Below are 13,046 nucleotides of genomic sequence, written 5' to 3' on the forward strand. Positions count from 1 at the left end.
ACCTTCCTTCCATGGACGGGTTCGAGAACGCCTTCGCGCTGCTCCTGGATGGCAGCGGAGGTGCACGCTCGCTCACCCTGGAGGAGACGCGGAACTGGCGGGCTTCGGAGGGCATGCTCTGGGTCCACCTGCCTCCGGACCTGCCGGACCTGCCCCGCGTGCTGGAGGCTGTCTTCCACCTGCCTCCCCGGGTGCGCGAGCCGCTCCTGGCCGACACGGGCCGCGTGCGCATCGACGTGCTCAACGAGAACGAGCTCGTCCTTCTCCTGCTGCATCCGGACTCCGCTCCCACGAACGTGTCGTCACCGCGTCAGCTGCGCGCGTGGATGACGGCGGACCGCTGCGTCACCGTGGCGCCCACGAATCAGCCCGCCATCGTGGCCGTCCGCGAACAGCTCGCCCATGGCCGGGGGCCTCGGGGCACGGACCTCTTCCTCTCCTTCGCCACCGCCGCGCTCTCCACCGCCGCGCTGCGCACCACCGAACTGGACGACACGTTGTCGGGCCTGGAGACCCGCTTCGAGGAGCGCCGCGACGACGCCATCGAGGTGCCGACGGACCTGCGCCGGTTGCGCCGCACCCTCGTGGAACAGCGCCGCTTCGTCTCCCTGGCCCGCGACGCCATCCTGCGCGTCAGCCTGCTCACCGTGGAGTGGGTCCGCGCCCAGGAGCTGGAGCTGCGTCAGATGGCCGAGCGGGCCAGCGGCGCCCTCAAGGAGATGGACGCCCTGGTGGAGCGCGCCCGCATCCTCCACGAGGACGTCAGGGCCCGGTCGGACGCCCGCAGCCAGCGCATCCTCTACATGCTCACCATCATCTCCGGCGTCTTCCTGCCCCTGTCCTTCATCACCGGCCTGCTGGGCGTCAACGTGGGCGGCATTCCCGGCGCGCAGTGGCGCGGCTCGTTCCTGCTGCTGGTGCTCGTGCTCGTCGTCCTAGCCGCCGCGGAGTGGCGCGCCCTGCGCCGCCGCGAACTCGTGTGACAGCAGGCACGGTCCCGCGTCAGCGGACATCCCCGTGCGACCCTCGTTCCGTGGCGACCTCCTCCACTTCCTCACCAGCTTCATCCCCGGGCGCGGCACAGGCAGGGGGAGGACTTGATGGCGGGAGTCCGAACGCGCTGCTTGCTGCTTGGACTCATGGGGGGCCTGTGCCGCGCCGTTTCCCCTTTCGTCAGACGTCGCCTCCTCACGGACGGCCGGGCACAGCGGGCCCTCCTCCCGCGCCCTCCACGCCGCGTTGTGGAGTGACTCCCTCGTTCCCAACCTCAAGTCTGGGATTGCACCGGACAGGAGGCGACCTTGATGCGACGCATGTGGAAGGGCCCGGCCTGCCTGCCGTGGGCATTGGCGCTGCTGCTCGCCATCCCCCTCCAGGCACTGGCTGCGGATCCGCTGCCGTCCTGGAATGACGGCCCGGTGAAGCAGTCCATCCTCGACTTCGTCACCCGCGCCACCACCGAGGGCGGCCCCGGCTACATCCCCCCGGAGGAGCGCATCGCCACCTTCGACAACGACGGCACGCTCTGGCAGGAGAAGCCCGTCGTGCAGGGCGCCTTCCTGCTGGAGCAGGTCAAGGCGGCCGTGAAGGAGGACGCGTCGCTCGCGAAGCGGCAGCCCTTCAAGGCCGTGCTGGAAGGGGACGTGGCCCTGCTGTCCTCCATGGAGGAGCCCCAGTTGATGGAGTTGTTCGCCGCCACCTACGGGGGCAAGACACCGGATGAACTCGCCCGCGAGGCCCGCGCCTTCTTCCAGACCGCACGCCACCCGAAGCTGGGCGTGCCCTACACGCAGCTTGCCTACGCCCCCATGCTGGAGCTGCTCCAGTACCTGCGCGCCAACGGCTTCCAGACGTGGATCTCCTCGGGCGGTGGCACGGACTTCATGCGCGTCGTCTCCGAGGACACCTACGGCATCCCGCCCCAGCAGGTCATCGGCAGCAGCCTGAAAGAGAAGTTCGACGAGGGGAACGGCCACCCGGTGCTGCGGCGCGAGGCCCGCCTGGACCACCTCAACGACAAGGCCGGCAAGCCGGTGGGAATCGAGCAGCACATCGGGAGGCGTCCGGTGTTCGCGGCGGGCAACGTGCGGTCGGGCGGCGACATCCAGATGCTCCAGTACACGAAGGAGCAGCCGCGCCCCGGCTTCTCGTTGCTCATCAACCACGACGACGCGGAGCGCGAGTTCGCCTACCAGGAGAAGAACGGCGCGTCACTGAAGGCCGCGCGCGAGGACGGCTGGACCGTGGTCAGCATGCGCCAGGACTGGAAGCGCATCTTCCCGGAGGAGGGACGGTGATGGACGCCTTGCACACCTTCATCGGGCTGATGATTTCGACCTTCATCGTCGCGCTCGGATTGTCGCAGGGCCTGTCGTGGCACCTGACGGACCTGGGCCGGGGTGTGCGCGATCCGGCGTTCGCGCGGGGGCTGGGGGTGTGCCTCGTCGGCGTGCCCTTGCTGTCCCTCATCGTGGTGAAGGTGCTGCCAGTGCCACCTGTCGCGGCCGGCGTCATCTCGCTGATGGCGTTCTGCCCGGGGCTGCCCATGGCGCTCAACGTCGTGTCCAAGCAGAAGGGCAACCTGGCGCTGACCCTGGCGCTGTCCGTCACCCTGTCGCTCGTCGCTATCGTGCTGATGCCGCTGTCCCTGAAGCTGTTGGAGCGGCTGTTCCCGGTGGCCATCCAGTCGCCACCGTACGGCGTGCTCCTGGGCAGGGTCATCCTCCCGTTCCTCATGCCCTTCGCGCTCGGCATCGGCCTCCAGAAGGTGGCGCCCGGCTGGGCGCACCGGCTGCGCAAGCCCGTGAAGCTCTACTTCAACTTCGCCCTGGCCGTGGCCGCGCTGGTGTTGGTCGTGGCCAGCTTCCCGCTGTTGAAGCGCCTCAGCTTCTGGGCGATCGTCGCGATGGTGGTGGTGACGCTGGGGGCCACGGCCCTGGGACACGTGGCCGGCCGGCCCCGGCCCGGGGACCGCACGGCGCTGGCCATCTCCGCCGTCTTCGGCAACCCCGCCTTCGCCTTCTGCCTGGGCGGCAGCACCTATCCCATGAAGAGCTTGCTGGGCGTCATGGGGCTGTACCTCTTCATCCGCACCGTGGCCCTGATTCCGTACCTGCTCTGGAACCAGCGCCACCAGGCGTCCGAGCGCGGCGGCGGGCCGTCACTGCCTTCGGGCAAGCGGGCCTCCGCGGGCACGTGAGCCCTCTTCTTGTCCTGAAGCCGATGCGCGCAACGCACCCCGGTGGGTGATGCCGCGGGGCCCGAGGGCCTCCACCCTTCCTTGCGTCCAGGAGGTCAGGAGGCACGGGGGAAGGGCCATGAAGCGCACCGCGGTCACGGCCGTCCATGTCCTGAGCCGGTTCCTCCCGGGTGTCGAGCAGGCGCGGACCTATGAGCGGCGGTGGCTGCGCGCGGACCTCCTGTCCGCGCTCACCGTGGGCGCGATGCTCATCCCCCAGGGACTGGCCTACGCGCAGATTGTCGGCGTGCGCCCCGCGGCGGGCCTGTACGCGGGCGTCTTCGCGATGTTGGCCTACGCGCTGTTCGGTCCGTCGCGCCACCTGCTGCTGGGGCCGGAGGCAGGCGCGGCCATCCTCACCGCGACGGCGCTGGGCCCCATGGTGGCGGGCGGCGGGCCGGAGCGGCTGGCATCCCTGGCGGCACTCCTCGCGTTGATGGTGGGCGGGGTGAGCCTCCTGGGTGGACTGTGCCGCGCGGGGGCGCTGGCGGACTTCCTGTCGCGGCCCATCCTCATCGGCTACGTCAACGGCGCGGCGCTCATCATCATTGGCAGCCAGCTGGCCCGGATGTTCGGGCTGGAGCGCAAGTCGAACGAGTTCGCGGGGCAGCTGCACGAGGTGGCGGCGAACATGGGCCGCACGCACGTGCCCACGCTGGTGTTGGGACTGGGCATCGTCGCGGCGCTGGTGGCCATGCGCCGCTTCCTGCCGCGCTGGCCCGCGCCGCTGGTGATGGTGGTGCTCACCACGTGGGTGACCTGGGCGTTCCAGCTGGAGCACGGCGGCGTGAAGGTGGTGGGGCCCATCGCCGCGGCGGCGCCCGCCTTCGGCCTTCCCTCGTGGCGCTTCGAGGACGTGCGCACGCTCCTTCCGGCGGCCTTCAGCATCGCGCTGGTGAACTACGCCAGCTCCGTGCTCACGGGCCGCATCTACGCGGACCGCTTCGGCTACCGGCTGGACACCCATCAGGAGTTCTTCGGCCAGGCGGCGGCCAACCTGCTCACCGGCCTCACGCAGGGCTTCCCCGTGACGGGGAGCGATTCACGCACGGCGGTCAACGCGTCCATGAAGGGACGCACGCAGCTCGTCGGCGTGGTCGCGGCCGTGGTGGTGCTGGGGTTCTCGCTGTTCCTCACGCCGCTGCTGGCGAAGCTGCCGCTGGTGACGCTGGGGGCCATCGTCATCGTCGCGGCGGTGTACCTGCTGGAGGTGAAGCCCATCCTCCGGCTCTGGCGCGTGCGACCGGTGGAGGCGGTGCTCGCGGTGGTGACGATGCTGGGCGTGCTCTTCCTGGGCATCCTCCAGGGCATCCTCATCGCGGTGGCGCTGGCGCTGGTGGACCTCATCCGCCGCGCGGCGCATCCGCACGACGCCGTGCTGGGCGAGCGCGAGGGCATGCCCGGATGGCACGACGTGGAGGGCCACGCGGACGCGGAGACGATTCCCGGCCTCGTCGTCTACCGCTTCGACGCGCCCCTCTTCTTCGCCAACGCCCGCTTCCTGCGCGAACAGGTGCGCCGGCTGGTGGCCGACTCGCGCCTCCCGGTGCAGTGGTTCGTGCTGGACGCGTCCTCCGTGTTCGACCTGGACATCACCGCCGCCGAGAGCCTGGAGACGGTTCGCTACGAGCTCACGGACGAAGGCATCGTCTTCGCGGTGGCCCAGGCGCGCGCGCCGATGCGCCGGGTGCTGAAGCGCTCGGGGCTGGCCGCGCGGATTGGCGAGGACCGGCTCTATCCCACCGTGGGCGCGGCCGTTCGCGCCTACCTCGAATCGCGAGACGACGCGCGGACCGCCGTGGGCGGAGAGCCCGTCTCCTCGCCACAGGTGCACTGACGCCATGACGCCAATCCAATCCAGGGCCCGGGGTGTCACGGTCGCGGGCGCGGCGCTGGGACTGCTGATGTCCGTGACGGCGCTGGCGCAGGACGCGCACTACACCACGCGGCAGTTCGGCAACCGGGCGTGGCTGTTGGGCGGCGCCTTCGTGGGCAACCCGAACGACATCAGCGCCGTCTATTACAACCCCGGCGCGCTCGCGCTCCTGGGCGCGCCGGAGCTGGAGCTCACCGGCAGCGTGTACGAATACACGCGCCTGAAGGTGAAGGACGGGCAGGGCGAGGGGATAGACCTGTCCGACTCCAACGTGGACGTGCTGCCGTCGTTGATCGCCGGCTCGCTGCGCTTCGGGTTCCTGGGGAAGTCCCGGATGGCCTACTCGCTGCTCACGCGCCAGGGCTTCTCCTACAGCCTGCAGTCGCGCGGCACGCGGCTGGGCGCGGACCTGGCCGGTGTGCAGGGCCTGGACTCGTTGTCCTCGGACGTGCGGCTGGACCAGACCGTGAGCGAGTTCTGGACGGGCCTCTCCTGGGCCTACCCCGTCACGGAGCACCTGGGCCTGGGCCTGACGCCGTTCGTCGCGACCCGGCATCACGAGCTGCGCTTCCAGACGCAGGCGCAGGGCTCCGGTGCCGCCGGCCAGCAGTTGCTGGCGACCCTGGGCCGCGACCTGGAGTTCGACCACGTGCGGGTGTTGTTGAAGGTGGGCGCCAGCTACCAGCACGGCCCCTGGGCCGTGGGGCTCACCGTGACGACGCCGAGCCTGGCGCTCTGGGGCCGGGGCTCGGTGGGGTTCGAGCGCGCAGTCCAGTCCCAGGGGGTGGACACGAACGCGCCCGCGCCCGTGTTCGACTTCCAGGAGGACCTGCCGGCGCACTACCGCAACTCCTGGTCCGCGGCGCTCGGCGTCAGCCGGAGCTTCGGCGAGTCGACCGCGGTGTATGCGTCCCTGGAGGGCTACGCGCGCGTCTCGACCATCACCCTGGTGGACGCCGAGCCCATCGTGCCGCGCGGCACCACCGAGCCCATCGACGGGGACTACGCCTTCGCGCTCAAGCCGCTGCTCAACGGGGCGCTGGGCGTGGAGCAGGCGCTGGGGGAGCGGGTGCGGGTCTATCTGAGCGGGCACACGGACTTCAGTGCGTTGGAGCAGACGCAAGCGACGAACGCGCTGGTCGGGGGCTGGGACCTGTACCACGTCGCCTCGGGCGTCCACTTCGTGCTGGGCCGCTCCCGCTTCACGCTGGGCGGCGACCTGGCGTGGGGAAGCAAGCAGACCGCTCGCTTCGCGGAGACGCTCCAGCAACTGGGCCTGTCCCCCCCCGCGCGAACCCAGGACGTCCACTTCTTCCAGGCCACGCTGCTGGTGGGCGCCAGCTTCTCGTTCAAGGACTCGAAGAGCACGAGCGGCAAGGGCAGCGTCGAGGAAGTCCCGAAGGCGGACTCGCCGTGACGCGGGAGCACGACGGCGCGGTGGATGAGGAGGCGGCCTCCGCCTTCCTGCTGGACCTGGCGAAGGCGCTGCACCTGGCCTACCAGCCGTCGCTGCTGGTGGAGGCGCGCGTGAGCCGGGTGGCGAAGGCGTGGGGACTGGACGTGCAGGTCTTCACGCTCCAGAGCCTGGCGATGACGGAGGTGGTGTCATCGCGGCGCCCGCACGTGGTCTTCAAGAGGCTGCCGTTCACCCCGCACTGGAATCTGGGCCGGGCCGCGGCGCTCCTCCGGCTGGCGGATGCCATCTCCGAAGGGCGCGTGCGACTGCCCGAGGCCCGCGCGGAGCTGGACCGCATCCTGACCACGCACGCGCCGTATCCCGAGTGGCTCGTGTTCGTGGCCTACGGCGTCTACGGCGCGGCGGTGGCGGCGCGAGTGGGCGGGGCGTGGTGGGAGATGCTCGCGGCCTTCTTCGTGGGCCTCTGCGCGGGTGTCATCCACTTCGGCACGCTGAACTCGCATCGGGTGGACTTGCAGAAGAGCTTCCTCGCCGCGTTCCTGGGGACGCTGGTGGCGCTCGGGCTCACGCTCCTCCTGCCGCCCTTCAACGCCGTGCGGGCGCTGTTCGGCGGGGTGACGCTGCTGGTGCCCGCGATGGTGGTGACGTTGGGCTCGCTGGAGCTGGCCCTGGAGGCGGTGGAGGCGGGCCTGTCCCGGCTCATGTACGGCCTCTTGCGCTTCCTGATGCTGGGCGTGGGCATCACGGCGGCGGGGACGCTCTGGCGCTTCGGCGGGCCGCTGCCGCCGCACGTCGAGCAGCACGCGCTGCCGCTGCTCCTGACGTTCATCGTGGTGGCGGTGGGTGGGGTGGCGCTGTCGGTGTGCATGTCCGGGCGGCCGCGCGACGTGGCGTGGATTGTCGGCGGCGTGCTGCTCGCCTACGGGACGCAGGAGCTGACGAAGATGCTGTTCGGGGACCGGGGCAGCCCGCTGGGGTCCGCGTTCGTGCTGGGCGTGGCGGGGCTGCTCTACGGGCGCGGGAAGGAGCGGATGCCCATGACGGTCATCATGCCGGGGATGTTGCAGCTGGCGCCGGGCTTCATCGGCACGGAAGCCATCGTCGCGCTGCTCGGAGCGGGCACCGCGGGCGCGCAGGACCCGCGGCTGTTCAATGTGCTGCTGGTGGCGCTCCAGTTGGTGCTGGGGCTGATGTTCGCCACGGTCGTGGTGCCGCCTCGCATCACCGTGGACTCCGGCGCGGCCCGGGGCCTTCCCGCGAGGCCATGACGCGTCTGCGGCGGAAGATCCGGCGCTCGAGCAGCCCCAGCAGCCAGCTCGTGAGGGCGATGGACGGCGCGACGCAGGCCGCGCGCACCAGGTCCCCCAGCGCGGCCTCGCAGCCCACCGCCGCGGCGATCCAGATGGAGGCGGCGGTCGTGATGCCGAAGATGGCGCTCCCCCGCTTCAGCACGCTCGCCGCGCCCACGAAGCCGATGCCGGAGGCCACGCCCTGGACGATTCGCAGCGTCTCCGCCGGGGTCCCCATCAGGTTCGCCCCGGAGATGCAGAAGAGCGCGGCGCCCAGCGTCACCAGGTAGTGGGCCCGGACGCCGCCCGGCCGCTTGCGATAGGGGAGGCCCAGGACCATCCCGGAGCCCCCCGCCACGAGCAGCCGGACGAACACCTCTCCGTCTCCGAACGCCGCGGCCATATCCGGCTCCCCGCCCCCACCCACGCCCCAAACCTGATCCTCCCTCCACGCGCTCGCAACCAGGCGCTTCCCGGGCCGGTGACGCCCGGCGGTGCTCAGAAGCCAATCGCCGGAAGCGGCGGCCACGGCCCGCCGTCGAGCGCGTGCTCCAGCGCTTCCGCGTGACGGCGCAGGAGTGACGGCGCCGGGGCGTTCCGCTCCGAGGTGGCCAGGATGGAGTGGAGCCACTCCCGCGCCGCGCGCCGGTCCTCCTCCCCCCGCGCGCGCTGGGCCACGGAGGCCGCCAGCCGCAGGAGCCGGAGCATCACCGCGGGCTCGGCGGCGCCGTAGCGGAGGATCTGATCCGTGGCCAACGCCAGGTAGTCCCGCAGCGTGAGGCCATGCAGGAACACGCGAGGCGCTCCGGAGGCATCCGCCAGCACGCGGGGGCCCAGGCGCATCCCGCTCAGCTCGCACAGGAGGAACGTCAGTTGGTCCACCGCCTCCACCGCGGTGTACGGATCATTGATTGCCGGCGAGAGCGCCTTGATGGCCACGTCCACCAGCTGACGCACCCCCAGCGCGAGGTCCCGGTCCGCGTCCCGCCAGCGATCCAGGTGGATGGCGCGGCCCACGAACGACTCGGTGGATTCGCGCCATGCCGGGGGACCGGGTGCCGCCGCCTCCAGCCAGCCCACCTCCTCACCTGAAATCACCGGCTCGCCGACGGCCCGCTCCAGGTGGACGGTGAGTTGATGCGCCGTCGCCACCTCCAGGAGGGCCCCCGCGTCGACGGAGGCGATGAAGCCGTTACCCCGGGCGCGGAGCGGCCAGTCCCTCCCCGGAACCTCCCCGCGGGCGCGGACCCGGGCCGCCGCCTCGCTGTCCGATGCCCGGAACCGCTCGAGCATCCGGGCGGCGTCCAGCGTGTCGTGGCGCACCTGCCGGACCAGGTTCTCCACGCGCATGAGCTGGAGCGTCTGGAGCACCTGGAAGATGAGCGCGCCCTCGCAGACGATGAGCAGCAGCATGGCCAGCGCGAGCGCTGGACGCGGCGCTCGCTCGAGCCCCGAGACGAAGCCGAACGTATGCGTCGCCACCAGGCAGAAGACGCTCGTGGCGACGAACACCGGGATGACCACGCGGATGCCCGCGCTGTGGAGATACAGGCGCAGCAGGCGAGGCGAGTACTGCCCCGCGGCGTTCTGCACCACGAGCATGGACAGGGACAGCACGATGCTCAACGAGGTGAGGGAGATGCCCAACACCGTGGAGAGCATGCTCCGCGCCTCGGCGGCCGTGGCCCGCCAGGCCACGCCTCCCAGCACGCCTGCCAACGGGAGCGTTTGATACACGGTGACGACGCCCAGGCCGGCTCCCACCAAGGCCCCCAGCACGGGCGGAATCCACAGCTGGTGTCTGAGCCACCAACGGAGGGAAGGGGCCTCGCGGGGCCGCCCGGGCTTCCAGGGCCGGCCCCTGGCTCGGGGCAGTGCCTGCGCGTCCGCCATCCACGTCACCTCCTAGGGGCGCACGATGCAGCGGAAGCCGATGTGGCTGGCGCCGCTGTCCACCGCCTGGGGCGAGCGCGCGGCGGGGCGGTAGCGGCGGCAGTAGTTGGGCGCGCACAGGTGGCTGCCGCCCTTGAGGACGCGGCGCGGGATGGGGATGGCGGGCGTGATGGGGTCCTGGCTGCCCTGCGCGGTGGCGGGGCCGCGCGGGTTGACGGGGATGCAGCACGCCTTGCCCTTGTTGCCCTGGTGGCGCTCCTGGTACCAGTCGGTGGTCCATTCCCAGACGTTGCCAGCCATCTCATGCAGGCCGTAGCCGTTGGGCGCGAAGGCGCCGACGGGGCAGGTGCCCTCGTGGCCGTCCTCGCGGAGGTTCTGCCACGGGAAGAAGCCCTGCCAGGTGTTGGCCAGGTGTTCGCCGTTCGGGGTGAAGTCATTGCCCCAGCAGAACTCATTGCGGTCCAGCCCGCCGCGGGCGCCGTGCTCCCACTCCGCCTCGGAGGGGAGTGCCTTGCCGGCCCAGGTGGCATAGGCCTCCGCGTCTTCATAGGCGATGTGGACGACGGGGTGGTCGCGGCGGTGTTTCAAGGAGGAGCGGCGGCCTTCGGGGTGTTTCCAGCAGGCCTCGGGGACATAGCTCCACCAGTTGGCCACGTTGCCCAGGTCCACGGGGCCCCGGGCCTTTTGAAAGACGAGCGAGCCGGGGACGAGCGTCTCCGGTGTGGCGCCGGGGTAGTCCGCGGGATTGAGGGGCCGCTGGGCGACGGTGACGTAGCCGGTGGCTTCGACGAAGCGGGCGAACTGTTCGTTCGTCACGGTGAAGCGGTCCATCCAGAAGCCGGAGACGGTCACCTGATGGGCGGGGGCTTCTTCCGGATAGTGGTGGTCGGAGCCCATCCAGTACGTGCCACCGGGAATCCAGACCATGTCCGGGTCCGGAGCCCGGCCGGGGCGCGCGGCGGTGTCGGTGGGCTCCACGTCGGCAGTGGCGTCGCGGCTGTCGTTCCGGTGCATGGCTTGAAGTCCTCCAACGGAGAACATCCGGCCCGGTGCGCGGAATGACACTCGCACCAGAGGCAGGGGAGGGTGTCGGGCAGTGGAGGAATGGCTGCTCCACGGCCCGACGACCGGGACGGCTACTGGTGCGACTGCTGGACGCGGTGGATGAGCTGCTCCACCTCGTTGGCCAGGGACATGACCTGGTCTCCGACGCTGGGCTCCCGCTGCTGCTTTCGCTCCTCCGCCATCTTCTGTTTCACGCGCTCCTTCAGCGGCCCGATGCTCAGGCTGCCCGGAGCCTGGCTGGGGAGGAACTCGATGAGGCTCTCCGCGAACTGTTTCACCAGCATCTGCGCCGGGACGAAGGTGAACATGCGCTCGCCGTACCACTGGGTGTACAGGCCGGAGTGGGGGCCGTACTCGAACGGGTCCGAGCGCAGGTTGATGAGGTAGGGCCACGCCGGGTTGAAGCGCTTGCCGCTGAACCACATGTCCGGGCCTTCGCCGTCCTGGTAGCTGAAGATGATCTTCCAGTTGTCGTAGCGGACCGCCGCCAGGTCGCCGCTGTCGAGCACGTAGATGAACTCGTGCCGGCGGCCCTCCTCCGTGCCCGCCAGGAGCCCCGTCTGGTCATACCCATCCAGGTGGACCCGGAAGGTCTTGTGCCCCACCTTGTGGCCTTGCTTGCACTTCTCCACCAGGTCCGTGGGGCCGCCCGCCGCCGCCACCAGCGTGGGCATCCAATCCTCGTGCGCGAAGATGTCGTTGATGACGCGCCCCGGCTCCACCACGCCCGGCCAGCGCACCACGCACGGCACCCGCACGCCGCCCTCCCACGTGGAGCCCTTCTCCCCGCGGAACGGGCTGTTGCCGCCGTCCGGCCAGCCCATCTTCTCCACGCCGTTGTCGGTGGAGAACACCACCAGCGTGTTGTCCGCGATGCCCAGCTCCTCCAGCTTGTCCAGGAGCACCCCGACGATGTCGTCCAGCTCCCGCATCGCGTCCGCGTAGAGGCCGTAGCCCGTGATGTTGCGGTACTTCTCCTGGAGGAACGTCCAGACGTGCGTGCGCGTGGTGTTGTGCCAGAGGAAGAACGGCTTGCCGTCCTTCACGGCGCGATCCATGAAGTCCAGCGTCCCCTTGAGGAACTCGCCGTCCACGGTCTCCATACGCTTCTTGGTGAGCGGGCCGGTGTCCTCGATGCGCTGTCCGCCCACCAGGCCCCAGCGCGGATCCTCGGTGACGTCCTTGCGGTCCGAGGCCCAGCTGTGCAGCACGCCGCGAGGCCCGAACTTCGCCTTGAAGGACGGGTTCTTGGGGTAGTCCGGGCACTCCGGCTCGTTCTCCGCGTTGAGGTGGTAGAGGTTGCCGAAGAACTCGTCGAAGCCGTGGTTGGTGGGCAGGTAGGGATTGGAGTCGCCCAGGTGGTTCTTGCCGAAATGGCCGCAGGTGTAGCCCAGCGGCTTGAGCATCTCCGCGATGGTGGGGTCGGAGTCCTGCAGGCCGTACTTCGCGCCCGGCATGCCGATGGTGGTGAGCCCCGTGCGCAGCGGGTTCATGCCGGTGATGAACGCCGCGCGGCCCGCGGTGCAGCTCTGCTGGCCGTAGCAGTCCGTCATCATCGCGCCTTGCTTCGCGATGCGGTCGATGTTGGGCGTGCGGTAGCCCATCATCCCCTGGTTGTAGGCGCTGACGTTCCAGAGTCCGATGTCATCTCCCCAGATGACCAGGATGTTGGGCTTCTGCTTCGCCTGCTTGCCGTGTCCGTTGCCCGAGGGCTTTGCCTTGCTCGCCATGAACGACCTCCTGGGCACGAGGTGTTCACAGGGGCTGGCCCGGGCATCGTTCCAGGAGTCGGGGCAGGCGGGCACCCAGGAGGCAGGTCCAGGGTTCAGCGTGAGTCGCGTCCGCCGATGGCGGGAAACCGCTCGTAGGCCCGCCGGAGTGCTTCGATGTGCTCGGGGTTGTCGTAGTCGAGCGGCGCCTCCGTGAGCTGGACCACCCAGCCGCCAGAAGGCGTGCGCCGTGAGCGCGACAGCAGCTCCGCGTCGCGAGCAGCATCCGGGAAACCGATGGCCTGCGCGGCGGCTTCGGACCAGTAGTTCAGCCACCCGAGATGCTGCGGGATTTCAGGTGCCCGGAGATGCTCTGTGAGCTTGAGCGCTGGAAGCCCATGGGGAGGGCTGCCTGGCTTGCGTACCGGGTTCCGGACCTGCCGTGAGACCTGGACGGCTGCGTCGAAGGGCGTCGCGTGTCCCCAGTGGCCATGTGCCGCTTCCGCAGTGCTTCGTGATGATGCCGACATGGCGATGCATTGGAGCAGAGCGTAGCTGC

General features: G+C 70.3%; 10 protein-coding genes and 1 pseudogene. 6 read left to right on the top strand and 5 right to left on the bottom strand.

The genetic code is table 11. The features are described 5' to 3' along the window. Positions 1–11: 11 nt before the first annotated feature. The 6 genes from D7Y04_RS21740 to D7Y04_RS21765 all read left to right on the top strand — a co-directional run bounded on the left by D7Y04_RS21740 (position 12) and on the right by D7Y04_RS21765 (position 7,799). Positions 12–983, top strand: a complete 972-nt coding sequence (locus tag D7Y04_RS21740; RefSeq protein ID WP_121760576.1) for a CorA family divalent cation transporter — start codon at positions 12–14, stop codon at positions 981–983. A 321-nt stretch (positions 984–1,304) separates the two neighbouring features. Continuing rightward, positions 1,305–2,297, top strand: a complete 993-nt coding sequence (locus D7Y04_RS21745; protein ID WP_120599230.1) for an HAD family phosphatase — start codon at positions 1,305–1,307, stop codon at positions 2,295–2,297. Next, positions 2,297–3,199 carry a bile acid:sodium symporter gene (locus D7Y04_RS21750; RefSeq protein ID WP_121760577.1) on the top strand — a complete coding sequence of 301 codons (903 nt, stop codon included), beginning with the start codon at positions 2,297–2,299 and terminating at the stop codon, positions 3,197–3,199. Before D7Y04_RS21745 ends, D7Y04_RS21750 begins: the two co-directional genes overlap by 1 nt. A 118-nt stretch (positions 3,200–3,317) precedes the next feature. Then, a complete protein-coding gene (locus tag D7Y04_RS21755; protein WP_121760578.1) occupies positions 3,318–5,075 on the top strand; it encodes a SulP family inorganic anion transporter in 1,758 nt (585 codons plus the stop codon). 4 nt (positions 5,076–5,079) lie between these two features. Continuing rightward, positions 5,080–6,531, top strand: coding sequence for a hypothetical protein (locus D7Y04_RS21760; protein WP_121760579.1), 1,452 nt, complete (start codon positions 5,080–5,082; stop codon positions 6,529–6,531). Beyond that, complete coding sequence (locus D7Y04_RS21765) at positions 6,528–7,799, top strand: threonine/serine exporter ThrE family protein (RefSeq protein WP_120599226.1); 1,272 nt, start codon at positions 6,528–6,530, stop codon at positions 7,797–7,799. The genes D7Y04_RS21760 and D7Y04_RS21765 overlap by 4 nt, the downstream gene beginning before the upstream one ends. Here the strand turns inward: D7Y04_RS21765 and D7Y04_RS21770 are convergent. The 5 genes and pseudogenes from D7Y04_RS21770 to D7Y04_RS21790 all read right to left on the bottom strand — a co-directional run. After that, positions 7,753–8,223, bottom strand: a complete 471-nt coding sequence (locus tag D7Y04_RS21770) for an MgtC/SapB family protein (RefSeq protein ID WP_121760580.1) — start codon at positions 8,221–8,223, stop codon at positions 7,753–7,755. The two genes, D7Y04_RS21765 and D7Y04_RS21770, sit on opposite strands and share 47 nt — an antisense overlap. A 95-nt stretch (positions 8,224–8,318) precedes the next feature. Continuing rightward, complete coding sequence (locus D7Y04_RS21775; RefSeq protein WP_120599121.1) at positions 8,319–9,713, bottom strand: DUF2254 domain-containing protein; 1,395 nt, start codon at positions 9,711–9,713, stop codon at positions 8,319–8,321. Between the two features lie 12 nt (positions 9,714–9,725). After that, positions 9,726–10,727: a formylglycine-generating enzyme family protein gene (locus D7Y04_RS21780; protein WP_120599122.1), complete on the bottom strand. Its 1,002-nt coding sequence runs from the start codon at positions 10,725–10,727 to the stop codon at positions 9,726–9,728. 122 nt (positions 10,728–10,849) lie between these two features. After that, positions 10,850–12,508, bottom strand: coding sequence for an arylsulfatase (locus D7Y04_RS21785; protein WP_121760581.1), 1,659 nt, complete (start codon positions 12,506–12,508; stop codon positions 10,850–10,852). A gap of 95 nt (positions 12,509–12,603) precedes the next feature. After that, a pseudogene (locus D7Y04_RS21790) lies at positions 12,604–12,999 on the bottom strand (DUF5953 family protein); the annotation flags it as partial. Between the last annotated feature and the right edge of the window lie 47 nt (positions 13,000–13,046).

The organism is Corallococcus sp. AB038B (genome assembly GCF_003668955.1).
Classification (GTDB): Bacteria; Myxococcota; Myxococcia; order Myxococcales; family Myxococcaceae; genus Corallococcus; species Corallococcus exiguus.

Bases quoted from the DNA above. Each gene is read 5' to 3' on its own strand.
- D7Y04_RS21760 (WP_121760579.1), top strand. From the start codon at position 5,080: ATGACGCCAATCCAATCCAGGGCCCGGGGTGTCACGGTCGCGGGCGCG.
- D7Y04_RS21750 (WP_121760577.1), top strand. From the start codon at position 2,297: ATGGACGCCTTGCACACCTTCATCGGGCTGATGATTTCGACCTTCATC.
- D7Y04_RS21740 (WP_121760576.1), top strand. From the start codon at position 12: ATGGACGGGTTCGAGAACGCCTTCGCGCTGCTCCTGGATGGCAGCGGA.
- D7Y04_RS21745 (WP_120599230.1), top strand. From the start codon at position 1,305: ATGCGACGCATGTGGAAGGGCCCGGCCTGCCTGCCGTGGGCATTGGCG.
- D7Y04_RS21755 (WP_121760578.1), top strand. From the start codon at position 3,318: ATGAAGCGCACCGCGGTCACGGCCGTCCATGTCCTGAGCCGGTTCCTC.
- D7Y04_RS21770 (WP_121760580.1), bottom strand. From the start codon at position 8,223: ATGGCCGCGGCGTTCGGAGACGGAGAGGTGTTCGTCCGGCTGCTCGTG.
- D7Y04_RS21775 (WP_120599121.1), bottom strand. From the start codon at position 9,713: ATGGCGGACGCGCAGGCACTGCCCCGAGCCAGGGGCCGGCCCTGGAAG.
- D7Y04_RS21785 (WP_121760581.1), bottom strand. From the start codon at position 12,508: ATGGCGAGCAAGGCAAAGCCCTCGGGCAACGGACACGGCAAGCAGGCG.
- D7Y04_RS21780 (WP_120599122.1), bottom strand. From the start codon at position 10,727: ATGCACCGGAACGACAGCCGCGACGCCACTGCCGACGTGGAGCCCACC.